The organism is Tianweitania aestuarii (genome assembly GCF_018457165.1).
Lineage (GTDB): Bacteria > Pseudomonadota > Alphaproteobacteria > Rhizobiales > Rhizobiaceae > Tianweitania > Tianweitania aestuarii.
In genome coordinates this window covers 1,026,299-1,049,992 of record NZ_JAFMNX010000001.1, presented here as the reverse complement: position 1 = coordinate 1,049,992, position 23,694 = coordinate 1,026,299, and the positions used below count along the sequence as shown (strand labels likewise).

Sequence of the window (23,694 nt, the reverse complement as noted above, 5' to 3'; positions counted from 1 at the left end):
AGCTTTTTTGTGACCGGAAGCCATGGCGACGACGAAGAAAGCACAGACACAGACCGGCTCACGCGCCATTCGCGCGATCTTTGCCGACGCGACACGTTCCGTGGCAGACGAGGCCGCCAACACGTTGCCCGATCCGGATCCGAACGAACCGCGCGATGGCATCAAGGCCGGCCAGTGGCCGGGCTTCCCGTCCAGCAACATGCCGCCGAACCATCCCGTTCAGATCATCGGCCGTGACACCGATGGAAAGATCTATGCGCTGACGGCGACCGGGCACATGCGCGTCATCGAGAAGTGGGACATGCCGACCCTCTATGATCTGCACGCGCCTCATTCGAACGCGCTGAAATGGGCGTTCCCCGCCTTTGGCGAGAAGAAGGTGCCTGATCCCGACAACCCCGAGACGCCCAAGAAGATCCAGGTGGTGAAGCGTGTGGAGCGCGACCTAGTCGCCGAGTGCTTCATCAACGAGGCGGCGCGCAAACCCGATTTCGACCCGAACACCCAGCATCGCGGCCGTGGCGGCTGGGTGGACAGCCAGAACAACTTTGTGTGGCATTCCGGCGGCTGGCTCTGGAAGGGCAGCAAATCAAGCCTGTCCCGCTCCCGGCCGGCGCAACATGACGGCTTCCTTTACACGCGCCAGGCGGCCACGATCGAGCCGTGGAGCGAGCATGTTGCGCAGGAGGAAAGCCCCGCCCTTCGCGCGCTGCAGGATCTGCGCACATGGAATTGGGAGCGGCCGTGGCTGGACCCGATCCTGCTCCTGGGCTGGCTGGCGACCTCGATCATGGGCGGTGCCCTGCGCTATCGTCCCATCATCTTCACCACGGGTGGCGCCGGCGTCGGCAAGAGCCGCTTGCAAGAGCTGATCGGCGGTATGCTGGAAGGCGTTGTCTCCACCACCGTCAACACCACGGCCGCCGGCATCTACCAGCGCGCCAAACATGACGCGCTGCCGTTTCTTGTCGACGAGCTCGAAAGCAAGCCAGGCTCCAGCCGCGCGGAAAGCGTGATCGAGCTGGCACGCGTAGCCTATTCCGGCGGCGACATTTCACGCGGCGGCCAGGACCATGAGGCAACCACCTTCACGGCGCGGCAAAGCTTCATGTTCAGCGCCATCAACCCGCCGCCCATGGGCGCGCAGGACAAAAGCCGCATGGCCGTGCTGAACCTCGGCCGGCTCCAGCTAACGGCCGGTCAGGTGAAGCGCGAAATGGTGATCAAGCCGGAGGTCGATGGCCGCATGTTGCTGCGGCAGGTCATGGATGGTTGGTCGGAGTTTTCTAAGGGATTGCTCCCCTCCTATGCCGGCATCCTCAACGAACACGGGCTTTCAGCGCGTGCGATCGACACGTTCGGCACGTTGCTAGCGGCGGCCGAGCTGCTGGTGGGTCCGGCCGAGCTGGAAGACATGGGCTTGCCTGTCAGCCACCCGCGCCACCTCGGCGAGGTCATCGCGGCCGCAACCGCGATCGAGCGCACGGAAAATCTCGACAACTGGCACGCCTGCATCGACCATCTGATGCAATCGGCCATCGACGGCTGGCGCGAAGGCGTGAAGCCGACCGTGGGGAGTGTTTGCGAGCGCGTGCGGACTGATCACCAATTCGAACTATCTCATGCCCGCGAGCGCCTGGCGCTGGCGAATCTCAGCATTCTGGGCCGTGGCAAGGCCGGGCCGAACACCGGCCCCTGCCTTGCCGTTCCGGCAGACGGGCCGACGCTGCAGAACATCTTCGGCAACACGATCTGGCACAAAAGCGTGTGGTACTCGGCGCTCAAGCAGGCACCTACCGACATCGTTTTGCGCGGTCTCGGAAACGCTCAAAAGGTGAAGATTAACGGATCTGCAAAGCACTGCCTGCTGATCGATCTGCAGAAGTTCGACGAGTATGCGGCGAAGGTGGAGTAGGCGAGGAACCACAAGATGCACTTCTTTTATCAGCGTTCTTTGAAGCACCACTTTCATTTACGGCTGTTATGATGCTTAGGTGACCACAAAACGTGGGGTAGCAAGATGGCCGAAAACGATCGAAACCCAGAACAGGACATGCCTGCTGGTGCGATGATAGAAAGGGTTAATGCTCCGTTTTTTTATGCGAGCACGATCCAAGTCGCTGTTGCAAGTAATGATGTGAGCATGATTTTCGCTCGACCTCATCCAGTCGTTATGCGTAACGCTCATGAGGAGATACATGGTGCGACGAGTGAGGCAGTAGCCATCGTTGCAATGAGCATTCAAAACATCAAGGATCTGTCCATCCTGCTCGGCGATTTGGTGGGGAAATATGAGGATGAGTTTGGTGTCATTCAGACCGAATACACACAGGCCCGGACAGCTAAGAAGTGACTTCGAACTTTAAGCCTCTTGTGGTTTCGTTCGCTTCGAATGTGGTTAACGAAACTGAGGGATATTGTGAAATTACAACAAGCGCGGATCCGCGCATTACAAAAGTGCGCTTGTATGAAGAGACTGTTGCTCATGTGAAGGAGCAACACGCTGCCAACTTTCCACCTCAGTTTCCTGCTGATTTCCCCTCGATTGTCGAGGCTGTTGGCAATGCGATACGTGAGCCAAGTCGCATTGAACCAAGCTACAAAAACTCCGTTGTGTACGTAGATGAGAATTCGACCAATCGACGAGGTCATCCGCTGCGTGTCCCGGTCAAAATAATCGAGGGGACATCGTCTGGTCTCATTAAGACTTTCTTCTTTGCTAGCACAGAAGATGACAAAGATGATTAAATCGGTAAGCGAGTTGCCAGAGACCGTTTCGTTCAGCGTTTCGTACGATCGCCGTACCGACGTTCTATACATCAGCACCCTAGCTAGTGGCGGTTCTGACGCGCGTTACGACGGGCGGCACGGCATTATTTGGCGCTATGACGACGCCGGTAATTTGGTGGGAGCTACGTTCACTGACTTCTGTGACAGATGGTCTGGAAACAAAGATGACCTTACTGCCCGGATTTCGAAACGGTTCCACTTGCCTGAGCTCCAGGCGAACAAAGTGGTAGAACATGCCCTTACTATAGGATGTGCAGTTTAGACGACTGCTATCCGCGGACCAACTTAGCGGCCCCATCAATCCCGCCTGACGCCATATGCGGCCGCTACAATGTTCGCCCGTGCCATGCAGGCATAGCAAGGCGTCGAACAGTGTGATGAACAGAGCATTAGAGCGATCTCATCACGCGTTGGCTTGTCTCCCATGTGCATGAGCGCGTTCGCGATCAGCACGGCCGTGTCAGGCGTGATGATCGACGTGCGACGGCGGCGCGATCGCGCCAGCAACAGCGCTGCAAGGTCCTTCTCGGTTCGCCACGGCTTGTCCATGCGTTCTCTATTTGTTCGCACTCCTCGTTCTGTCAATCCTGATGCCGCATGCGCCAGCGCGCCCACCAGGCGCGCCTTGCTGCTCAGCCTCGGCCTGCTGGACTGTGAGCGCAGCCAGCGTCGAGATCTCCACAGCCTAGACCTGCTGCGCGTGCCTCGGCAGCGTGTCACGCCACAATGAGTTGCGGCCCGGCAGGGCCGCGCTGCTTTCATCTCTCCCAGCCCCGATGATGATTGATTCGCGCTGTTTCCCCGCGCCCGATCCGCGCCGAAATCATCCCGCTTCGCGCTCGATCCCTCGCCCACTTTCCTGCAATTCCACGCTTCTTTGCCGCCTCATTTACCCTGCCCCAGCCCATGCCCTTTGAGGCTGAAAAGAAGTTCCTTGCGGCTTCGCTCGGCCAGCACTTAACGGCAGCGAAAACCGGCGAGGTTGATCGAGTTCGAAGCGGGTTCGGGGCGAGTTACCCGGTCACCTGACGGTTACCAGCTGGGTAACCAGAATAAACCAAGGAAAACAACGTGATACACTTTTCGGTTACCGGTTACCCCGGCAATGCAGCTTCGCATCACACGCGCGCGCGCATACGCGTTAGGAAGTAACCATGTAACCGGTAACCTGACGGGTGTAGCGATATGAATTTCCTATCGAAAAGCCGGTTACTCGCCGGTTACCAGACCTCCCCAGCTGGTGACCGGCGGCGGGCGGAATAAACAATTCGGTTTTGAGGACGATCCATGGCGAAGAAGCCGAAACAGGGGCAGGAAGAGGCACACACACTGGATCTGGACGCGGCGCTTGGCAGCGTCGACGCCCTGGCGCGCGAGCTGCAAGCCGGTGGCGCTTCCGTTCCCAGCCCCGATGATGACGGCCAGCTTGATACCGGTGGTCGTGACCTGTTTTCGCTGGCAGCGGAACAAGTTGCTTCCGAAAGAAGGGCGCGGGGAAGGCCAACAGCTTCACCCAACCGGCGCAACGCCGCCATGTTCGATTATCTCGGCAAGATCGGCCACCGGCACCCGGCCGTGACGCTGTCGCAGATCCAGACGGCCGACACGCTGGCACTGGCTGCGGCGCTTGGCGCAAAGCCCCTTGAGGTCGCTAAGCTGCAAGCGTCGGCGGCGGCCGCGCTGCTGCCGTTCGACCTGGCGAAGAAGGTGCACGTGGATGCGCCAACTGATCGGCGCTTGCCGGTGATGGTGATCGGCGAAATGAACGTCATGATGGAGCGCAGCGACGGCACCATGAGCGCGGGCGAAAAACCCAATGAAATCAACGGTGACTTCATGCGGCAACCGAGCGACGTTCCGTATGAAGAGGAATAATCCAGCAGGATCAATGCGTTAGATGCTGCGATCCTCTGATTGAAAATCAGTAGGGCAACCTCGTTCCTCACGTGCACGTGCGCGAGGCGGCAAAGCGCCTGGCCTATCCGTCGACCCCGCCCCCCGGTCGATGCCCCAGCCGAAGGGCCGACCCGGAATTTCAGAAACGCCGCGACCCCCCACCCACCCACGGGGGTGGTGCCTCACACACACCGCCTGTTTGAAGGGGCTCGCCCTGAACCTCGCCGGGGCTGAAATAAATTCTCGACGATGAATCGGGGCGCGGGCGCCCGGGTGGCGAACACAGGGTGCCGAGGGTCATGGGAAAAACTGAGCTTGAAAGCGGGAAGTTCGATATTTTCAACTTCTCGCCACCGGGACCTGTCGGCGCTCGATACATCCAATCGACCGCGCCGATCAACCTGATCATGGGTCCATGGGGCTCGGGCAAAACGGTCGCGACCGTTTTCAAGATCGCCTACCATGCGGCCAGCCTCTTCCCGGTCTGCCGGGATGGCGCGGTGCATGTTCGCTGCGCGGCGATCCGCGACACCTACCGCGAAATGGCGAAAACCGCTTTGTCGTCCTGGCACGGCTTCTTCCCGAAGAATGGCCCCTACACGCGCCAGCCGGTGGCGCAGAACTATTCCGGCGGCCAGGATCGGCCGGTGAAACACATCCTCGAATGGAAGACGATCCGAAAGTGGCCGGACGGCCCAAGGCTCACGCCGATCATCTTGGAGATGGAGTTCGGCGCGATCGGCGAACAAAACCTCGATAGCTTCTTCAAGGGCTACGAGATTTCCATGGGCTGGATGAACGAATGCGACCTCCTGCACGAAGACGTGCCGGGCCGCTTCTACGGCCGAACTGGGCGCTTTCCGCCACGCTCGGAAATCATGGAATGGGAAGGCGATCGGCTCGGCTGGGAAACGGACGAAGAGGCGGGCACAAGCGTGATCAAGCTGCCGCGCCTGATCATGGGCGATTACAATCCGCCCGACGAGTCGAATTGGACGTATAAGCGCCACATCGAAGAGCCGGAAAACTGGACCGGATATTCGTTCTTCCAGCAGCCTAGCGGGCTTTCACCCCAAGCGGAGAACCGGCGAGGCAAGACGCGCGCCGACTACGAGGCCGAGGAAAAGGCTTTCGGTGGCCCGACCAACTCGGAAGCCCGTCGCAACGTGCATGGCGAGTATGCCGCGAAGAAACAGGGCACGGTCGTTTATGACCGCTTCTCGCTGCACAAGCACCGCTCCGACAGCTTCATCGAGCCCGTGCGCGAGCTGCCGTTCTATCTCGGCCTAGACGCCGGCGGCACGCCTGCATGCGGCATCGGTCAATTCATGCCGAACGGTCAGTTCCGTGGCTTGCGCGAGATCGTCACCACGCCAGACACGGTGACCGGCCCTTCGCGCTTTTCGGAACAGATCATGGAAGTTCTGCTTGCCGACTTCGCGGGCATGCGGTGCGGCGGCGCGTGGGGCGATCCATCGGCTTGGTACGGCGCAGACAAGATCCGCGGCGAACTGGCTTTCATGGAAACTGTCTCGCTCGCTCTGCAAATCCCCATCATTCCGACCGAAAGCAACGACCTGAAAAGCCGTATCGAGGCGGTGGACTGGTATTTCGGCAGCGACATCGACGCGGTAACGCCGCGTTCGCTCTGGGATCCGCGCATGAAACACACGATCCGGGGTTTCGTGTCGCAGTATCACCTCACCAAGCACGCCAGCACGGGCAAGACAGACTCGGCCGAAATCGAGAAAAACCAGTATTCCCACATTCAGGACGCTTGGCAGTATCTGCTTTACGGCTATCGGGGCCGCGCGGCCGTGAAGCGCGATGCCGCCCAGATGGGCCGGCCTGCCAACGTGGTGCCGATGCGCTCCGTCACCGCCCGCGCTGACTTCGACGTGTTCAAAACCTGATGGCCTGGCGGATCGTGACGCCAGCGCCGCAATCAACGGCGCTGTCCCTCGCGGGCGCACGTGCACGTGAGAGGCGGCTTGTGTTGGGTCAGGTTCGAAACTGCGAAACAGCCGCGATCCTGGTCGACGATCAGGCCATAGCCCTCGCAATGTTCGGCCGGCATGGCTGGCGACGCGTTGAGATGGCGCTGTCGATCGCGCCCGATGCTCGCCAGCACATGCACCGGCTTGTCCGGTTCGCGCACTTGACGCTTTGGGCCATGGCGGAAACTCGCATCATCGTCGCTCATGTCGACCCGGCAAACAAAGCCGGCATTCGCATGGCGCGGCTCGTCGGCTTCCGGCCCGCCAAGTTACGGCGTCGGGGCGTTTGGGTGTTCCGGAGGCCAGATGGCATCGATCATGGGTGGCGGCAGCGGTGCGGCGAAGGCAGCGGCGGAGAAAAGCCGCCGCGTCCAGCAGGTCGCGAATGATCGGCAGCTTGCCGCGCTTCAATCCAGCAACGAAGACGCCGGTGCGACCCGCAAGACACCTCGCGGCCGTCGCCTGTTCGTGTCCGACCCGGGCCAGAAGACGGATCTTTCCTGATGGCGGATGAAGTCACGGGCGTTGCCAAACAGCGGCAGCGATCGGCGAAAGCGTGGGAAGAGCGTTCCGGCTGGGATGGCATCTACGCGGACGCCTACAACTACGTTTTGCCGAACAGGCGACCAGGTGGACGCGGCAAAACCAAGAGCCCGGCACAGATGATCTTCGACATGACGGGTCCGAATTCCGCCATGCACTGCGCCGGCGAGATCCAGCGCCAGATTTTCCCAGCCGCCACACCCTTCCAGATCGAGTGTGGCCCGCTGATCGCGCAACGCTTGCCGCCAGACCAGAAGAAGGCTTGGGACAAGCAGCTCGGCTTGATGGCCTCGCAGGTCTATCCGTATTTCAAAACCGGGGATTTCGACACGGCCGCGCATGAAATGTGCACGGATCTGACCATCGGAACCGGCGCGCTTCTGCCGCTCAAGGGTCCGTCGATAGAGGATCCTATTCGCTTCATCTGTGTGCCGCAGGATGAGCTTGCCGTTCTGCAGGACGCCTACAGCAGAATTTATTTCGTGTCGTGGAAGCGAACTAACCTAGGCCGCGAAGCCATCATCGAGGCATGGCCAAAAGGCCGCTTCTCCAAGGAGTTCACGGACGCTGCCAAGTCCAAGCCTTACGAGGAAGTCACCGTGTATCAGGACTTCTTCCGCCTGCCTGACGGCCGTTGGAAGTTCGTCGCCTATTTTGAAAAAGATGGCGACTTCATCGTCGAAGAGACGTACCGCACCCAGCCGATCGCCGTGGCTCGCTTCTACCGCTGGCCTGGCGAAGCGTATGGACGCGGCCCTGTGCTGTTTGCATTGCCGACGATCAAGACGGCGAACAAAGCGCAGGAACTAGCTCTGAAAGCGGCCGCAATCCAGCTGCTCGGCATCTGGGGCTATCGTGCCGGCGGCACGTTCAATCCCGACACTGTCCGCGTTGGTCCGGGCGAGTTCTGGCCGATGCAGTCCACCGGCGGCGTGCTCGGGCCGGACATTCAGCGGCTCGATCCAGCGTCCGGACGTTTGGATATCGCCCGAATGGTGATTTCCAACCAGCAACAGCAGATCCGCGAAGCGCTTCTGGACACCCGTATCTTCGACGATGGAGGCACGCCGCGCTCGGCATCGGAGATCGCCGCCACCATGCGCCAGAATGCCAGCGTGCATATCGGTGCTTATGGCCGTTTGAACCGGGAAACCATCGCAGTTGTCGTTCCACGTGCCATGGAGATCCTGGCGGAATGGCGCATCCTGCCAACTCTCATGACGTTCAACGAACTGCTCGTCACCATGTCGATCAATTCGCCCATGGCGGCAGCGTTGAAGGCCGACGAGCTGCAAGCCAGCGTGAACTATTATCAGCTGGTTGCAAACACGGTTGGCCCTGATCGGGTCAATGAGAAGATCTCGATGGATCGCTATCTTGATCGCACGCGCTCCGCCATGCTTGTGCCGGCCGACATCGTCACTACGCCGGAAGAAGAACAGGCGGCCGTTCAGCAGAACAACGAGCGCCAGATGGCGGCGCTTGCGGCTGAAGGCGCGGTGAAGGCCGCGCCCCAGATCGCTGGTGCGCTTATGGCACCTGAAGCCGAGGCGGCTTGATGAACGGTCCAACCGATTTCGGCCGCCAGCTGCAAAGCATCGAGGCCATGCTTGCCGCCCCATCGACATGGGATGGTTTGGAACATGCGTTCAAACCATCCCAAATGCCTGACCGCTTTGATCCAGGCGACGATATCAAGATGCTGCTCGCTGGCCTCAAGAACACTGTCGACGGCCGCCGCATCATCGAGTGGCTTGCCGACCTGACCTTCCGCGCGCCCTACCCGTCCACCGGCTCCAGCTTCGAACAGGCGGCGCTTGCAGCCGCCAAGCACGAAGCCCGCGCCGCTGTCGGGCATGTGCTTTTGCGCGCCATCGCCGAGGGCGATGCTCTGCTTAACCAAAGGAGCCAGCGACATGAAACACCTGCTTGAACGATACCTGCCCTTGCGCAATGCCGAGAATGAAGGCGGCGGCGGGGGCGGTGGAACTCCGCCGCCGGCTGGCGCTCCCGGCGGAGAAGGCGGCCGGCCGGCGGCAGACGGATCTCCTCCCGCGTCTGATCCGCCGGCTGGTCCCTACCGACCACAAGGCTTGCCCGACACGATGTTCGGCGAGAACGATCGCGACACGATGGACAAGATGGCGACGGCCTTGAACGGCTACCGCACGCGCGATTCGGAACGTGGCGTTCCCGAGACCGCCGACGCTTACCAGACCTTCGATCTCGACAAGGTCGACGAGGCTGTGCGGCCGCAGCTGGAAGCGCTTTCCAGCGATCTGCTGTTCAAGGCGGTGGCTGATGTCGCGCTTGAAGAAAAGGTGCCGGTTGGCGCCATGCAGAAGATCGTTACGACGCTCTATTCCGAAGCGGCAAAGGCGGGCATTTTCGAGCCCTTCCTTGACGTCACGGCCGAGCGCCAGGCGCTTATCCCAACCGAGGCGCAGAACCTGCCGAAAGCCGAGCAGGATCGCGCCATTGATGCCCGCATGCAGGCGAACGAAGATTTCGTGAAACTGCTGATGAAGCCCGGCGAAGATGGCAAATCGCAGATCGATCAAGCCACCGGCGAGCACGTCATGCTGATGCTCATGGATTCGGCGAACGGCAACAAGTTCCTCGAATTCTTCCGCTCGCAGATGACCGGCGCGGAAAAGCCACAGCCGCTCGGTGGCGGGCTTGGCAGCGGCGGAGGTGGCGAAAGCCGCGAGGCTTTGCGAGCTGAAATGGCAAAGCCGGAAATGCAGCCAAACCATCCGAAGTTCGACCGGGCGGCCTATGACGCGCTTGATGAAAAGTACAAGAAGCTGATCGGCAACTAGTTCCAGCACTTAACGCGCTCGCTGCGTAGGCAAACTGCAGCCTACGCAGCCAAGGGAGCGACCCGGCAGAGCGGGCTATCCTTCACCGGACCTCGCCACCTGCCGGCTCTATCGGCCCCACGGATGCTTCACCGCAACCGCATCCAAAGGGGTTTCCCATGTCTCAGAATATCGCCGCCTGGTACATCGAGAAGGTCAGCGACAAAGTCGTTGTTCTCTTTCAGGCGCATGGTGGCTTGCTCGACGGTACGATGGTCGAAGGTGACATCGTCGCCAATACCATCAAGTTCCCGATCATCGGCCGCACCGAAGTTTACAAGCTTTCTGGCGCGATCGAGCGTGTGCCTGTTGGTGGCCCCGGCCTCTCAACCGTCACGTTGACGGCTGAGGATTTTGAGGCGTCCGACTGGTGGCGCATTCAGGATGCCTACAAGGCAGGCCCGAACGAACAGCAAGCTTTGGCGATGATTATCGTTAAGGCCATCCGCCGCAAGCGCGACAAACTCAAGATTGATGCGCTCACCGTCTTCGCGGCTGGCAACTTTGGCGTCAAGACGATCGGCGACGGCACCGGCATCATCGACATTCTCGACACCGAACAGGCCCGTGCGGAAGTCGCGGCCACCGGTGCAGAGAACTTCGAAATGTTCTGCATGCTCCCAGCTTTGTGGATGAGCCAGCTTAAGTTCTACAAGGAGTTTGCGAGCGCCGAGTGGATCGGCAACGATAATCTGCCTTGGTCGAATGTGCAGCGCGCTCTGACCCGCACAGTTGGTGGCGTCCATTACATCGAAGGTCCCGACGAGTATTTCGCCGGCCCCGATGGAAACAGCCTCTTTGCCTACATGTGGGCGAAAGAAGCTATGGGCGCGACCATGCCGATCAACAAGGAAGCGCCATCGATCACCCAGCATCATGACATGCAGGGTTCTCCCTACCTGATCAAGTCGATGATGTCGGGCGGCGCGATCGGCATCCAGGCCGCCGGTGTGAAGCGCCTGCACTTCAAGAAGATCGCTCGTCCGGTCCGCCCGGCAATCCTGACCCAGCAGGCAGCTTAAGCCAGCTTTGAGGGCGGCCTAGTCCGCCCTCGCATCTTCACGCAACAAGGATCTGCGACCATGGCTTTCGGAAAGACTTCTCTCAACCTCTACGGCTCTTCGCCTTACGGCACGGCTGGCAAGAACATCAATTTCCACACCTATGCGACGCCTGATGCGCCGGCCACGGTGCTGGCCGCCGGCTACTTCAACGGCGCGCGCGAAAAGCTCAAACCGAACGATGTCATCGACGCGATGACAAACGCCGATGGAACGGGCGATCGCCTGCACCTTCGCGTCGTTCTCGTCCCGGTGGGTGCCGGCGACGTGACGGTCGCAGTCGACGCCCCGGCGTCCGGCTCGTAAGGCGGGCTGGCGGCATGAGCGAAGGTCTGATCGACAAACCGGTCATCGTGAATTGGGCGCTGGCAGAGCTTGGCTTGCCACCGTCCTTTTCGACCGACGATCAGACCCAGCTCGGCCGAAACGTAAACATCTTCTGGCCGCGCGCGGTGGCGCGCTGCTTTGCCCTGCATGACTGGACCTTCGCGCGCCAAACCTTTCCCTTAGCTCGCCTCGCGGAACAGCCGGTCACCGGTTACAGCTATGGCTTTACCCTGCCCAACCGCATCGGCGAGCCGATGAAGCTGCTTTCCGATCCGCGCGATGAAAGCCCGATCCGTGAAAGCCGCATCGAGGGCAACACGCTGTTTGCGGACGAACCGGCCGTGTGGGCCGTGTGCAAGGTTGAGACCGATCCTGCCATCTGGGATCCAGCCTTTGCCGATGCATTCGCGATCGTGCTTGCCGCTTACCTCGCGATCCCGCTGACCGCCGACGCCGACAGCCGCACCGCCATGCTGCGCGAAGCCTTCGGCACGCCGTCCGAGGGCGGCACCGGCGGCATGTTCGGCCGGCTGCTCGCCCAGAACAAGGCGGCGCATCCCGTGGCCTCCCCGATCGACCGTTTCGACCCTCTGTCCGCGAGCCGCTGGTAATGGTTGCAAAACCCACCACACCCTTCCGATCGGGCAATGCCGGCGAGATTTCGTCGGACGCGAAAAACCGCGTCGACATCAAGCAGTATTATTCCGGCGGGCTTGCCTACAAGAACATCGAACCCGTGCCGCAAAGCGGTTTTCGGCAGATGGGTGGCAGCTGGCGAAAAGGTCAGATCGCCGCGACAGTCGCGCCCCGCTTCGTGTCGCTCAACCTCGACAACGGCACTACCCTCGCCTGTTTCGTCATGGAGGGTCAGGTGGCGATCTACACCGAGAGCGGCCTCGCCTATGTCGTTCCTATCGCTCGGCTGACGCCCGACCTCATTCCCAACCTCGAATTCTATGCGGAAGGCCGGACCATCGGCATCTTCCACGCTTACATGCGCCCGCTTCGCCTGTTTCTCGACCCGGCCAGCAACAGCTGGTTGGTTTCGGACTGGACCTTTGCGCCTCCGCCCAAGGTGGATCTAGGCGGTAACTATCCCAGAAGCGCGGATATGTGGGAGATCTTCATCCGCTGGGCCGATCGCGACAACACCGTCGCTTTGTCGGTCACCGTCAACGGCGAAACCACGCCATCCGTTCGGTTGACCGATAGCGCGGGAAACCTTGTATCCGTTGCAGCCGACAATGCCGACTGGAACAAGTTCGCTGCGGATGTCGCTGCCGCCATCCAGGCGCTCCCGAACATCGGACCCACCGTCACCGGCTTCCAGTCGACAGAGCTCGGAGACTCCCGCCGCTTGATCATCACCTTTGGCGGGGATCTGCTCGGCGAGGAATACGACCTCGCGGCCGTGGTCACAAACACGTCGGAAGTCTCGGCCTTGCCAGTGCATACCAGCATCGGCCGCACCGAGCTGGAATACCTGTTTTCCGACGCGCGGCATTGGCCCGGCCTGGCCGTGCTCGTTCAGGATCGCATGGCCTATGCCGACATCGCGGCCGAGGGTGGCGCGCTAGCTTTAAGCGCCGTGGCCGAATATTTCGACCTCGATACCGCCGGCAAATCGGACAGTGCGGCACGCCTCGACCGCATCCGCTCGCAGACGTCAGAGCGCATCAACCAGGTCAAGGAATCGCGCTACATTCTGCTGTTCACCGATCGCGGGGTTTACTTCGTGACGAACCGCACGATCGAGCGCAACACTCCACTAAATTTTGTGCTGGCTTCCGAAGTGGGTGGTCAGCCGCACTGCCAAGCGTTCGACCTTGAAGGCGTGATCTATTACGTCGCAATTAACCAACGCGGCACGAGCGAAGCCTATGCCGGCGGAAATCAGCTGCTTTCGCTGGTTTATGACGATGTCTCGACCTCCTACAACGCCGACACGGTGAGCCTGCTCGCTTCGCACCTCACACAGGGCATCATCCGCACCGCACGGCAAAAGCCGCTGACCGACTTCGACGCATCGAAAGGCTGGCTGCTTCGGGCTGATGGCCGACTTGTCGCGGCGCAGATGATCAAGAACCAAGACATTCTCGGCTTCTGCGAATGGATCGCGGCATCCGGCGGAGTGGTGCGGGAAATCGGGATCGATGGCCGAAACCGCCTCTGGGTGGCCGTGCAGCGCAACGGCGTCATCGGCATCGAGCTTTACGACCCGTCGATCTACCTGCATGACGCGATGGTCGCCACGCCGAACCTCGCCGGTGTCATCAGCGGCCTGCCCTATGAGAACGGCGCGGTGCTGTATGCCGTAGCCGATGGCTTCGAGATTGGACCCTTCACCTGCCAGAACGGCACGATTGACCTGCGGGACGCTTATGCCTCCGCGATCGTCGGCCGGTGGCAGCGACCTTATTTCGAGAGCATGCCCTATCGGGCGGTCACACCCGGCGATGAAGTCATCGAACGTCCGGGCCGCATCCACACGGCGAATGTCTCGCTCGTTGACACAACCTCGATCGCGATCGGTGCGAACGGTCAGCCGCCGGAAGAGCAGCCCTTGCTTACGGTTGATGATCCGGCCGACCGACCGATGCCCGGAAAGTCGAAGACGATCACCGTCACCGGCCTGCTAGGCTATGTCGACGGCACCACGCTCGTCATTACGCAGAACAAGCCGGGCCGTTTCAGGGTCAGCCAGTTTTCAGTGGGAACAAAACTCTAATGGTGCAGGTCCTTCTTGGTGCGGCCGGTAGCCTGTTCGGCGGCGGGGCGGCGGCGGGTACAGCAGCGGCCGCCGGGACGGTAGCTGGTGGCACAGCTGCAACCGGATTGTCGCTGGCTTCGATCCTGCAAGGCACGGCCACCGTCCTTGGTGTCGTGTCCGCCGTTGGTGCCGGGAACGCGGAAGCGCAAAAGCTGGAGCTCGAAGCCGCCGACGCCGACCGCGAACAACCATTGGAAACGTTGCAGGGGATTGAGCGACGGACATCGATCAAGCGCGCCATGGCCGACGCCATCGGCGCACAGGACACCGCCTATGCGGCGTCCGGCGTCGACCTCTCCTTCGGGACCGCAGCCAATGCTCGGAAAGATGCCTACCGCGAAGCCGACCTTTCACTGACTACCGCCACCGGAACGGAAATGACGCGCACTTCGCGATTGGCTGAACGGGCGGCAGGCTATCGATCCGCAGCGAAGAAGTCTCGTGTCATGGGGTGGATCAGCGGTCTCGGCGCAGGCGCATCACAACTTGCATCGATCAAAGGACGCGGGTCGACTAATGCCTAACACACGTCGAGACCCCGTTTCCTATCGCCCCTTCCGCGCCGAGCCCGTTCTTGGCGAGGGGCTTCTTGCCGTCTCGCGCCCAGGCGGCGAATTCTACGAGCGCGTTTCGTCGGCCCTTTTCCGCATGGCGGACGAGGCCGGCGTTGTTGCCGATCGTCAGGCCGTCACGGCAGGCCAGCGCGCCGGCGAGCGCGACGCGCTCCAAGGCAAGCCGAGTGCCGAGTTTCAAGGCGCGACAGATCCCGACCCGGTAACAGCCAAGCCGGCGAAGGGCGGGTACACCGGCAAGACGCGCGGTTCCCGGTTCAGCGGCGTCGTTGATGCAGCGATCGAGCGCGCCGCCAAGAAGCACGGCGTGAGTGCAGCGGGCCTGCGAAGAACCGCGCACATCGAAAGCGGCGGCAATCCAAATGCGAGGAACCCGCGCTCCAGCGCCGAAGGTCTTTTCCAGTTTATCGATGACACTGCCAAGCAGTACGGGCTTTCCAAGAGCCAGAAGTTCGATCCGGATGCTTCCGCCGATGCAGCTGCCCGGCTCTGGAAGGACAACGCCAACTATCTCCGCCGACAGCTCGGCCGCGAGCCCACGGATGGGGAGTTGTATCTTGCCCACCAGCAGGGAGCCGGCGGCGCTGCCAAGTTGCTGCGCAATCCGAACGCCAAAGCCAGTTCTCTCGTCGGCGCCGAAGCCGTGCGGCTGAATGGCGGCCAGCCGGGGATGACGGCCGGTGACTTCGCGCGGCGCTGGACCGGCAAGATGGAAGGCGGCTATTCCATTCCCAATCAGCCCGGTCCACCGACCTTAAGCGGCGGCACCTGGCGGCCCAGCGGCGAAGATACGATCTACGCCCGCGCCTATAACGAGGCGGGCGCGCGCACCTATACCCAGACGCTGGAAAACGAAATCCGTTCAACCACATCGCAATTGTTCGATCGATACCGCGACGATCCAGCCGGCTTGACCAAGGCGCTCGGCGACCTTCGCGGCGACATCAGCCGCGAACACGTCTTTCCGGAGATCCAGGCAGACTTCGAGACCGGCTATGACCGGATCGCAGAAAGCTATCTTGGACAAGCGCGCGAAAACCAACGCCGCAACATGGAGGCCAGCGAGCGCGCCGAGTTCATCGATAACACCGGCAAGATGCAAACGGATCTGCAGCGTCGTGTTGCCGATTTCGACCCGGCCGACGATGTCGCTGCCGATGGCATCGCCTCCGCGCAAAGCGCCCTTGATGCGCATTACGATGATGCGGTGGCGCGCGGCATCATCACGCCCGACGCGGCGGCCACAGCAAAGGCGTCGGCGAAGCGCGAAGCTGCCCTGACCTTCTACGGCAAACAGGCCGACGCGCTGGATGCCAATGGCGTCAAGGCAATGCGCGAGAAGATGAAGGCGGACTTTGCGGCTGGCGGCGTGGACGGGCTCGATGGCGACGGCTTTGCCACGCTGGACGAAGCCTTGACCAGGCTGGAGACGAACAAGCGCCGCGAGGCTGCCGGTGCCGAGCGCGACTTTCGCGAGCGAGGCGACGGCTTTGCCGTGCGCGTGGCAAACGGTCTGAACGTCAATCCGGATGACATGGCGCGCTATGCACTCGATGCCGACAAGACGGCGCAGGGCAAAGCCGCGCTCGAGGAAACGAACGCGAAGATCTCGACCGCCCGCGCGATCCGCGATTTCTCGGTCACGGAAGGTGATGCCTATGTAACCGGCCTTCGCAAGCAATACGGGAAGGATGCAACGGAAAGCCAGTTGCGCCGGCTCGCTTTTGCGGAAGCGGTGCTTGCCGACAAGAAGAAGGCGATTGCGACCGACGCCGTTTCCTACGCCGAAACACAGGAGCTTATTCCCGAGACGCCGATGCTCACCGACGCTGGAACGGCCGAGGACATGGCGTCAATCATGCGCTCACGCGTGAAAACAGCCAATGATGCGGCCGAGCAGCTCGGAACGCGCCCCCGCTTCCTCAAGGCCGGCGAAGCCAAGGCGATCGCCGACGCCATGCGGAAAGATCCGGCACAGGGTATTTCGGCGGCCGCTTCGATCATCGCCGGCGCTGGCGATCGTGCCGGCGAGGTTCTTGCCGAGTTCGGCGATGATGCGCCGATGGTGGCGGAAAGCGGTGCGATCATTGCCGCCGGCGGCAGCGCACGGGCGGCCCAGGATGTCGTTCTCGGCTATGGCAAGGATGCGAACGGCAAAGAGCTGACGCGCCTCAAGCCGACAGAGCAAACCACCAACTTCAAGCGCGTGACCGGTTCGGCGCTCAGCCTTGTTCCGCGTGACGCGCAGCGGATCGACCGTGCTGCCGCGTCGATCGCGCGCAAGCGGATCTCGGAAGAAGGCGTTGAGCGCGACAGCGACGAGGCGCTTGCGATCCACGAACAGGCCATCAACGAGGCGGCCGGCGCTGTGTTCGATCGCGGCGTTCAGTATGGCGGCTTCGTTCCCTACGAGGGAACAACGGTCGCCATTCCGCCCGCAATCCGTGCCGATCGTTTCGAGGATCTGTTCTGGGCGCTCACCGATGAGGATCTGGCATCGGTCAGTGCCAGGCCGCGCGTCGGTTTCGGGATGGGCTTCAACGGCCGCTATGAAAAGACGCCGCTGCGCACGCTCGCCGATGCGAAGCCGGTGGCCGTAAATGGCGGCTTTGCCTTCGCCGTTGGCGAGCCGGGCAGCGAGGATCCGCAGTTCATCCAGGACGAAAACGGCGGCGTTTTCGTGCTCGACCTCATGGCGTTGCGCGATCGGCTGGAGCCGCGTGTGCCGGGAGCTTTCCGCTGATGTTCCTTTATGGCTCGAAGCTGCCTGAAAACCCGACCTTTGCTCCGAACTTGCGCAGCGAGCAGGAACAAGAAGAGCGGGTCAGCACGCAAGTAGGCGATCTGTATCGCGCCACGCGAGATCTCCAGCTTTATCGCGACAACTCCAATGCGGAAGAGCTGGCGACCACGGAAGCTTACGAGCGCCGCAACAAGCAGATCTTCGACGCGACCGGCGTGCAGCTCACCAACCCTTTCCTAGCTCCTGCCGCGCAATCCCTGTTGCCCGGCGGGCTAGGTGAGATCGGCGGCGGTTGGGGGCCGAAGACGCGCGATTATCGCGGCGAAGCCGTTGCAGATTGGGAGAAGCGCGTCGCAGATCTCCAGCGCGAACGGCCGGAGCTGGCTGACAGGATCGGCGCTGATCGGCCGATACGACAAGATGCACTCGACGTCACCCGAAGTGCCGAGCGGAACGCCGAGCAGCTGCGCACGGACGATCTGGGCTTCGGCCAGAGGCTTGCAACGTCGCTCGGCGGCGGCGTCACGGGAATGGTGCGCGATCCGCTCCAAGTTGCAACCCTGATCGCCGGCGGCGGCTGGAATGCCGGCCGAACCGTTGCCGCGCGCGTGTTCGGCACAATGCTCACCGAAGCCGCGATCAACGCCGGTGTCGAAGGTGCGGTGCAGGCAGCAAGCCAGTCCTGGCGCAAGGAGGCTGGCGTTGAGCACGGGCTGACGCCGGCGTTGAAGCAAGTCGGCATTGCCGGGCTTTTCGGGGCTGGTTTCGGCGGGCTCATGCAAGGCGGAGCGGAAGTGTTCCGCGCACTTGGCAAGGCGGCCCCGGAAGAGGCCCTACAGCGCTTTGCGAGTGGTCAGGCGCAACCAAGCGACCTCGACACCATCGCCGCCGCTCTCGGGCGTCCGCTGGACCCGGAAACAAGTCGGGTGGCGCAGCTCGCCATCGAGCAAGACGAGCTCGACCGCGTTGCCTTCGGCCCTGCGCCAGATGACATTGAGCCCGCGCGAGCCGAGCGCCTGGCGGCCGATGCATTGCGCGACGCAGAAAACCCGCGTGAAGCGCCCATGTCCGCCGAAATGCAGGAACGCTTCGAGCAGATCGACCGCATCCTGCGCAACGAAGCGCCGCTTGGAAAGCGGCCGCGCCAGCCCGAAAGCCTGATCCGCTTTCTTGCCCGCGACGGCATCAAGGATGAAGCGGGCGCGATGTCCGCCATGGGCCTGCGCAAGCGCTTCATTCCCGGTCGCGGCCGGCTTGTACGCGAAAGCGGTTTATCGCTCGATTATGCGCGCGAGCGTGCTGCCGAGGCGGGCTATTTCAACGACCTCTATGGTTCAGCCGAGGAAGCGGTAGCACGATCAACGCCCGACGATCTGTTGAGGGCGATCGACGAGGAAGTCGCCGGCACTCCGCGCTACTCCATCCAGGAGGATGGCGAGCGCATGGCCGAGGTCGAAGCCTTCCAGTCACGCGAGGAAAACCAGCTGCGCTATCGCCGCGTGCTGGAGGACATCGACGCGGCCCGTGTAGAAATGGAGCTTGGCGCGGTCCACGACCGCATCATGTCCCGTGCCGCCCGCCTTGTTGACGACGAGGTTGATGCATACGACGCCCTTGAGCGCGCATTCGAGGAAGACTATCGTGCCTTCATCGACGCGCCCGATCTTGCCGAAAGAGCCCCGGCCGATGACCCAGACTTCGAAATCCCCTTCTTTCCGGAGGAAACCGGAACAAGACGACAAGCGCGTGGCGATGCTGGAGCGCTGGGCGCAGACGATGGACGGCGACATGAAGGAACGGACGCTGGAACAGGCGAACAACTTCAAGATCCTCGCAGCGTTGAAGCGCAAGCGGGAAGCGCAGGGCTAAGAGCCAGCGGCGCAACGCCGGAGCCGGGCACGCCGCAGGCCGGCGACCTGGCCGACCTCGCCTTGGTTGAGGCACGGCGGCCGAACAGCGAATCCACCCCAGCCGGCGAGCAAACCCTGATCGATGGCGTTGCACCCGTTTCCACCCGCGAGCGGCTGGAAGCCGAGGGCGCGAAACCTATGCGCGGCGGTGAAAGCGCTCTGCCCGATGGCGGGCTGTTCGATGACACGGCCCGCAACCAGCTCGACATATGGGACGCCATCCCGGCCGCGCGGACGGCCGATGGTGAGGTCGCGCACATAACGCATGCGAGCATGCTGGATGATGCAGAGCGCTCCGATTTCTTCGGAGATCTTATCGCCAGCTGTAAGGATTAAGCGCATGGAAGAAAGTCGAAAGCTACAGATCAACGCAGCCGGTGTTACGGCGTCCGAAGCCGGAGGACAGCCGCCAGCGTGTGAGATCGCCTCCGAAATATCTATTTCTTCGTTTGATTTTTCACCAGCACCTCAAGGTTATGGTCGATGGCAGACAATGATCTCGCGATATGCTCAAGGGCTTCTGCGATCTTTTCGCCCGTCTCAAGGTTAGCTCCAAGTTCCGGGGTTGGAACAAAGGGCCTTACCGTTCCTAATGGTCCACCTAGTCTAATCCGCTTCATGTCGAATCTCCTGTTCTTCTGACCAGAAGACGCGAGTCCTAGTAACGAGTCCAGAGAGCTTCTTTATGGGCCTGAAAGACTGCCTGATCTCCGCCGTCGAGCAAAAGGCGATCTCGCGCGAGGAAGCCACCTTCCTCGCTGACGAGTTCGAAGAGCGCTTCGCACAAAACCGCTTGTCGATGGGCGACGATGTCGCCAAGGCGAAGGCGCGCAAGGATCTCGAAGCGTCCTTGCGCGCCGAGGCGATCGAGAAGAAGCGGCGCGCGGATCTGACCGAAGCGCGCCGGCTCGGCATCAAGTCCTATCTCCAGGGCTATCGCGACCGGCAGGGCCGCGCGAACGTCTATGAAGGCGCGATGGCGCTGCTTTCGCATTACGGCTATCGCGGCACGTCCTCCGTGCGCGGCAAGACGGAAGCCATCATCGCGGGCGCGCACAAGAACCTCGATGAGGTGATGTTCGCCTTTCAGCGCAAGGGCGTCTTCGGCCAGCGGCAGAACCGCGCCATGATCAGCGACGTGGTGCGCGAGCTGCATGGTGAAGCATCAGGCGATGCCACGGCCAAGGGACTGGCGCGCTCGATCTCGGCCGTGTTCGAAGATCTCCGCCAGCGTTTCAATGCCGCCGGTGGTGCGATCGGCAAGCTGGAGAACTTCGGCCTGCCTCACAGCCATGATCGCGTGAAGGTCAAGCAGATCGGCCGCGAGGGCTGGAAGGCTGCGATCCGGCCGCTGCTCGATCCGGACCGCATGACCAACCCGCTCACCGGTCAGCCAGTCGGCTCTGCCGGCATCATTACCGCGCTCGATCACGTGTTTGCGTCAATCGTGTCCAACAATCGCGCCCACATGACGCCCTCGATGGGAAAGCGCGGCGCTGGCGCCATCGCCAGCCAGCGGCAGGACGAACGGTTCCTCGCTTTCCGCGATGCTTCCAGCTGGGAAGCGTACAACCAGCAGTTCGGCCGTGGCGACCTCATCCAGGCGGTGTTCAACCATGTCAACGGCATGGCGCGCGATATAGCGTCTATGGAAATGCTCGGGCCAAACCCTGCTTCCATGGTGGAATATCTCAAGCAGGTAACGGAACACGAAATCGGCAAGGGCGAAGCCGGGCTGGCCTCGCTCGTTCCGGAAAGCAAGCTGTTCTCCGGCAGTCAGGCGAAGCTTGCTTCCTACCGGATCGACTCGCTTTGGCAGACAATCCGGGGTCGCCCGCAGGTGGTGGATGGTGCCGCCGGCGTCACGGCCAACATCAAGAACCTCATGACCTCCGCGCAGCTCGGATCCACCGCCATCCTCGCGGCCTCGACGGATCCATTTGTTGCCGCAAGCGCGCGCCGCCTCGCCGGCCTGCCGGTCACATCAACGATCGGGAAAGTGGTCGACACATTCCGGACAGCCAAGCGCGACGAGATCGTGCGCGCCGGCGTGATCTGGGACGAATACATGCACGTGATGCACGACGAGCTCCGCTTTGCCGGCCCGGCCGTTGGCGCGGAATGGTCGCGCTGGCTGGCTGACCGCACCGTCGCATGGTCCGGCCTAGCCCCGCTCACGACCGGCCGCAAGCTGGTGGAAGCGCGCGCCTGGCAAGGTCACATCGCCGACATGGCCGGCAACAGCTTCGACAAGCTGGATCCACGCTTCCGCACCACGTTGGAAGGCTTCAACGTCACGCCGGCCGATTGGGAGATCTGGCGAAACAGCATCGACCCCATGGGCTTCGTCACACCGCGCCAGATCGAAGAGAACGGCGGCGCGGTGACCTATCTCGACATGAGCGCCGGCGGGTTGTCGTCGCCCGCGTACCAGGCCGAGGCCAAGGCGCTGGCGCACCGAGAGGCGGCCGAAAAGCTTTCCGAGCTGGTAACATCGTGGTCAGAGCGATCCGTTCCCGGCGGCACGCCCAACGCCCGTTCCGTGGTGACCGGATTCGCGCCACGCGGCACGATCGGCGGCGAGCTGCTGGATTACATGCTGCAGTATAAAAGCTTCGGCCTCTCCTTCACCGCATTGCAGTGGGAGGCAGTTGGGAAAATGTCCCTAGCGCGTGGCGGCGGCAAAGGCTGGCGTACTGGAGCCGCCTACTTTGCCGCCATGGCCGTTCCGCTTACTATGGGAGCAGCCGTTTACATGCAGCTCAAAGCTTTGCTCGACGGCAAAGAACCTGCCGACATGAACCCGGCCACAGCACCAGATTTCTGGATCAAGGCGATGTTTCAGGGCGGCGGTTTTGGTCTGTTCGGCGACTTTGTGAAGGCCAGCGAAAGTCGGTTCGGGCAAACGCCGATCGAGGCGCTTGCCGGACCCGGCGTGGCATTCATCGGCGACGTGGCAGGGCTGACCATGGGCAATGCGCAGAAGCTGCTCGGCGGCGAGGAATTGAAGCTCGGCCGCGATGTGCGGCGCTTCGCCGGCCGCTATACGCCTATCATAGCTTCGCATTGGGCCACACGCGGCGCTTACAACCGACTCGTGCTCGACAATCTGCAATGGCTGACCGATCCGGAAGCCGACAAGGCGTTCAAACGGCTAGCCAAGAAAGCGGCGATAGACGGGCAGGCTTTCTTTGTCGAGCCCGGCCGCTTCACGCCCGCGCGGTGATGGCTAGATAGGTGGCTTTGTCATCTCTCGTCCTGCGCCTCAGATTGCTAAGCGCCCACCTAGCTTCTAGAAAGATTATGGGATGAAGAGATCAGCTATCTTCGGAGGTCTCTCAGAGGGCCAAAGACCTATGCGTTACTTGTACGTTGACGAAGCAGGAACATCCTATCCTGAGCCGGTATCAGTCGTCGCTTGTGTGATAGTAGATGCAGACGCACAGTTTGTGGCTGCGGAAGAAGCACTTAAGATAGCGTTTGAGCAGGTTCCAGAGGAGTTCCGTGAAGGCTATCACTTTCATGCGAAATCGGTTTGGGCTGACTCCAAGTACCGCACAGTATGGCAGCTGTCGGATCGTATTTCATTTCTTAAAGAAGTTATGTCGATCCCACGCCTCCTAAAGATGCCTGTTGCTGTTGGTGCCGTTAGGCGCAGCTGTATAGTTCCTGCCGGTATTGCCGATAATAAAACAACCGTTGTGCAATTCCATCATACAATGGCATTCGCATACTGTATTGGCCGAGCTGACAAATACATACGTGATCACTGTCCTCCTAATGAAGTAGCGACTATTGTGTCAGAGGACGTTCCTGAAATGCGTCGGTTTCTACGTGGAGCGTTGAATGGTCTTCGAAATAGTCCAGTTACCATATCCACCAAAAATGTTAGACCGACTGCAGAAGAACGTAAACGGGGTATTATCTACCAAGAGACCGAGCAGGCAGTGACGAGAGTTCGAGACACTGTCCACTTCGCCAGTAAAGAAGATAGTCCTCTACTCCAACTTGCTGATGCGTGTGCTTTTGCTTTCAGGCGTGCTCTCTCTGACCAGAAGATGGGGCTCGATTTTGTTAGAAGCGTGATTGGAGCTGATTTCCCTCGGGATGATTGGAGCGGTCCTGCTGATGCGTCATGTTTCTACTGGCACCCGCGCAGGTTCGAGGCCACAGCTGCATTTGCTCCAATCTGGAGAGCGAAGTGACTTTGAGTAAGCTTCATCC

At 61.4% G+C, this 23,694-nt stretch carries 21 protein-coding genes; 19 read left to right on the top strand and 2 right to left on the bottom strand.

Annotated elements, in window-relative coordinates; translation table 11 throughout:
- The first annotated feature begins 22 nt into the window (after positions 1–22).
- The 6 genes from JYU29_RS05035 to JYU29_RS05010 all read left to right on the top strand — a co-directional run bounded on the left by JYU29_RS05035 (position 23) and on the right by JYU29_RS05010 (position 6,599).
- A complete protein-coding gene (locus JYU29_RS05035) occupies positions 23–1,915 on the top strand; it encodes a hypothetical protein (protein WP_213983624.1) in 1,893 nt (630 codons plus the stop codon).
- A gap of 105 nt (positions 1,916–2,020) precedes the next feature.
- Entirely contained in the window at positions 2,021–2,353 is a 333-nt protein-coding gene (locus tag JYU29_RS05030; protein ID WP_213983623.1) for a hypothetical protein, read from the top strand.
- Positions 2,350–2,748 carry a hypothetical protein gene (locus JYU29_RS05025; RefSeq protein ID WP_213983622.1) on the top strand — a complete coding sequence of 133 codons (399 nt, stop codon included), beginning with the start codon at positions 2,350–2,352 and terminating at the stop codon, positions 2,746–2,748. The genes JYU29_RS05030 and JYU29_RS05025 overlap by 4 nt, the downstream gene beginning before the upstream one ends.
- Positions 2,732–3,052 (top strand): DUF2283 domain-containing protein, encoded by a 321-nt coding sequence (locus JYU29_RS18495; protein WP_213983621.1) that lies wholly within the window; start codon positions 2,732–2,734, stop codon positions 3,050–3,052. The genes JYU29_RS05025 and JYU29_RS18495 overlap by 17 nt, the downstream gene beginning before the upstream one ends.
- Before the next feature lie 1,025 nt (positions 3,053–4,077).
- The gene (locus JYU29_RS05015) at positions 4,078–4,665 is read left to right on the top strand and encodes a hypothetical protein (RefSeq protein WP_213983620.1); all 588 of its coding nucleotides are present in this window, start codon (positions 4,078–4,080) and stop codon (positions 4,663–4,665) included.
- Between the two features lie 320 nt (positions 4,666–4,985).
- Positions 4,986–6,599 (top strand): hypothetical protein, encoded by a 1,614-nt coding sequence (locus JYU29_RS05010; RefSeq protein WP_213983619.1) that lies wholly within the window; start codon positions 4,986–4,988, stop codon positions 6,597–6,599.
- Positions 6,600–6,631: 32 nt separating this feature from the next.
- Here JYU29_RS05010 and JYU29_RS05005 read toward each other — a convergent pair whose 3' ends face one another.
- A complete protein-coding gene (locus JYU29_RS05005; RefSeq protein WP_213983618.1) occupies positions 6,632–6,889 on the bottom strand; it encodes a hypothetical protein in 258 nt (85 codons plus the stop codon).
- Between the two features lie 100 nt (positions 6,890–6,989).
- On the opposite strand from JYU29_RS05005, the gene JYU29_RS05000 reads away from it, so the two are divergent.
- The 11 genes from JYU29_RS05000 to JYU29_RS04950 all read left to right on the top strand — a co-directional run bounded on the left by JYU29_RS05000 (position 6,990) and on the right by JYU29_RS04950 (position 19,806).
- Positions 6,990–7,187: a hypothetical protein gene (locus JYU29_RS05000; protein ID WP_213983617.1), complete on the top strand. Its 198-nt coding sequence runs from the start codon at positions 6,990–6,992 to the stop codon at positions 7,185–7,187.
- Complete coding sequence (locus JYU29_RS04995) at positions 7,187–8,785, top strand: portal protein (RefSeq protein WP_213983616.1); 1,599 nt, start codon at positions 7,187–7,189, stop codon at positions 8,783–8,785. Before JYU29_RS05000 ends, JYU29_RS04995 begins: the two co-directional genes overlap by 1 nt.
- Positions 8,785–9,159, top strand: coding sequence for a hypothetical protein (locus JYU29_RS04990; RefSeq protein ID WP_213983615.1), 375 nt, complete (start codon positions 8,785–8,787; stop codon positions 9,157–9,159). The genes JYU29_RS04995 and JYU29_RS04990 overlap by 1 nt, the downstream gene beginning before the upstream one ends.
- Complete coding sequence (locus tag JYU29_RS04985; protein ID WP_213983614.1) at positions 9,143–10,048, top strand: hypothetical protein; 906 nt, start codon at positions 9,143–9,145, stop codon at positions 10,046–10,048. Before JYU29_RS04990 ends, JYU29_RS04985 begins: the two co-directional genes overlap by 17 nt.
- Before the next feature lie 158 nt (positions 10,049–10,206).
- Positions 10,207–11,109: a phage capsid protein gene (locus tag JYU29_RS04980; RefSeq protein WP_213983613.1), complete on the top strand. Its 903-nt coding sequence runs from the start codon at positions 10,207–10,209 to the stop codon at positions 11,107–11,109.
- A 60-nt stretch (positions 11,110–11,169) separates the two neighbouring features.
- Positions 11,170–11,454: a hypothetical protein gene (locus JYU29_RS04975; RefSeq protein ID WP_213983612.1), complete on the top strand. Its 285-nt coding sequence runs from the start codon at positions 11,170–11,172 to the stop codon at positions 11,452–11,454.
- A gap of 14 nt (positions 11,455–11,468) precedes the next feature.
- Positions 11,469–12,086, top strand: coding sequence for a phage connector family protein (locus tag JYU29_RS04970; protein WP_213983611.1), 618 nt, complete (start codon positions 11,469–11,471; stop codon positions 12,084–12,086).
- Positions 12,086–14,203, top strand: a complete 2,118-nt coding sequence (locus JYU29_RS04965; protein ID WP_213983610.1) for a phage tail protein — start codon at positions 12,086–12,088, stop codon at positions 14,201–14,203. Before JYU29_RS04970 ends, JYU29_RS04965 begins: the two co-directional genes overlap by 1 nt.
- Entirely contained in the window at positions 14,203–14,769 is a 567-nt protein-coding gene (locus JYU29_RS04960; RefSeq protein ID WP_213983609.1) for a hypothetical protein, read from the top strand. The genes JYU29_RS04965 and JYU29_RS04960 overlap by 1 nt, the downstream gene beginning before the upstream one ends.
- A complete protein-coding gene (locus JYU29_RS18450; RefSeq protein WP_347879851.1) occupies positions 14,762–17,560 on the top strand; it encodes a transglycosylase SLT domain-containing protein in 2,799 nt (932 codons plus the stop codon). Before JYU29_RS04960 ends, JYU29_RS18450 begins: the two co-directional genes overlap by 8 nt.
- Positions 17,560–19,806, top strand: a complete 2,247-nt coding sequence (locus tag JYU29_RS04950; protein WP_213983608.1) for a hypothetical protein — start codon at positions 17,560–17,562, stop codon at positions 19,804–19,806. Before JYU29_RS18450 ends, JYU29_RS04950 begins: the two co-directional genes overlap by 1 nt.
- Before the next feature lie 101 nt (positions 19,807–19,907).
- Here the strand turns inward: JYU29_RS04950 and JYU29_RS04945 are convergent, their stop codons facing one another.
- On the bottom strand, positions 19,908–20,090 hold the full coding sequence (locus JYU29_RS04945) for a hypothetical protein (protein ID WP_213983607.1): 183 nt from the start codon (positions 20,088–20,090) through the stop codon (positions 19,908–19,910).
- A gap of 65 nt (positions 20,091–20,155) precedes the next feature.
- Between JYU29_RS04945 and JYU29_RS04940 the strand changes: the two genes are divergently transcribed.
- Positions 20,156–22,696, top strand: a complete 2,541-nt coding sequence (locus tag JYU29_RS04940; protein WP_213983606.1) for a hypothetical protein — start codon at positions 20,156–20,158, stop codon at positions 22,694–22,696.
- A gap of 130 nt (positions 22,697–22,826) precedes the next feature.
- The gene (locus tag JYU29_RS04935; protein WP_213983605.1) at positions 22,827–23,675 is read left to right on the top strand and encodes a DUF3800 domain-containing protein; all 849 of its coding nucleotides are present in this window, start codon (positions 22,827–22,829) and stop codon (positions 23,673–23,675) included.
- Positions 23,676–23,694: the final 19 nt, after the last annotated feature.

Excerpts from the sequence above, each read along its gene's own strand:
- JYU29_RS04950 (WP_213983608.1), top strand. The coding sequence starts at position 17,560 with ATGTTCCTTTATGGCTCGAAGCTGCCTGAAAACCCGACCTTTGCTCCG.
- JYU29_RS18450 (WP_347879851.1), top strand. The coding sequence starts at position 14,762 with ATGCCTAACACACGTCGAGACCCCGTTTCCTATCGCCCCTTCCGCGCC.
- JYU29_RS04945 (WP_213983607.1), bottom strand. The coding sequence starts at position 20,090 with ATGAAGCGGATTAGACTAGGTGGACCATTAGGAACGGTAAGGCCCTTT.
- JYU29_RS05010 (WP_213983619.1), top strand. The coding sequence starts at position 4,986 with ATGGGAAAAACTGAGCTTGAAAGCGGGAAGTTCGATATTTTCAACTTC.
- JYU29_RS04960 (WP_213983609.1), top strand. The coding sequence starts at position 14,203 with ATGGTGCAGGTCCTTCTTGGTGCGGCCGGTAGCCTGTTCGGCGGCGGG.
- JYU29_RS05005 (WP_213983618.1), bottom strand. The coding sequence starts at position 6,889 with ATGAGCGACGATGATGCGAGTTTCCGCCATGGCCCAAAGCGTCAAGTG.
- JYU29_RS04980 (WP_213983613.1), top strand. The coding sequence starts at position 10,207 with ATGTCTCAGAATATCGCCGCCTGGTACATCGAGAAGGTCAGCGACAAA.
- JYU29_RS05035 (WP_213983624.1), top strand. The coding sequence starts at position 23 with ATGGCGACGACGAAGAAAGCACAGACACAGACCGGCTCACGCGCCATT.
- JYU29_RS04970 (WP_213983611.1), top strand. The coding sequence starts at position 11,469 with ATGAGCGAAGGTCTGATCGACAAACCGGTCATCGTGAATTGGGCGCTG.
- JYU29_RS04975 (WP_213983612.1), top strand. The coding sequence starts at position 11,170 with ATGGCTTTCGGAAAGACTTCTCTCAACCTCTACGGCTCTTCGCCTTAC.
- JYU29_RS04995 (WP_213983616.1), top strand. The coding sequence starts at position 7,187 with ATGGCGGATGAAGTCACGGGCGTTGCCAAACAGCGGCAGCGATCGGCG.
- JYU29_RS04985 (WP_213983614.1), top strand. The coding sequence starts at position 9,143 with ATGAAACACCTGCTTGAACGATACCTGCCCTTGCGCAATGCCGAGAAT.
- JYU29_RS04965 (WP_213983610.1), top strand. The coding sequence starts at position 12,086 with ATGGTTGCAAAACCCACCACACCCTTCCGATCGGGCAATGCCGGCGAG.
- JYU29_RS04990 (WP_213983615.1), top strand. The coding sequence starts at position 8,785 with ATGAACGGTCCAACCGATTTCGGCCGCCAGCTGCAAAGCATCGAGGCC.
- JYU29_RS05000 (WP_213983617.1), top strand. The coding sequence starts at position 6,990 with ATGGCATCGATCATGGGTGGCGGCAGCGGTGCGGCGAAGGCAGCGGCG.
- JYU29_RS04935 (WP_213983605.1), top strand. The coding sequence starts at position 22,827 with ATGCGTTACTTGTACGTTGACGAAGCAGGAACATCCTATCCTGAGCCG.
- JYU29_RS04940 (WP_213983606.1), top strand. The coding sequence starts at position 20,156 with ATGGGCCTGAAAGACTGCCTGATCTCCGCCGTCGAGCAAAAGGCGATC.
- JYU29_RS18495 (WP_213983621.1), top strand. The coding sequence starts at position 2,732 with ATGACAAAGATGATTAAATCGGTAAGCGAGTTGCCAGAGACCGTTTCG.
- JYU29_RS05030 (WP_213983623.1), top strand. The coding sequence starts at position 2,021 with ATGGCCGAAAACGATCGAAACCCAGAACAGGACATGCCTGCTGGTGCG.
- JYU29_RS05015 (WP_213983620.1), top strand. The coding sequence starts at position 4,078 with ATGGCGAAGAAGCCGAAACAGGGGCAGGAAGAGGCACACACACTGGAT.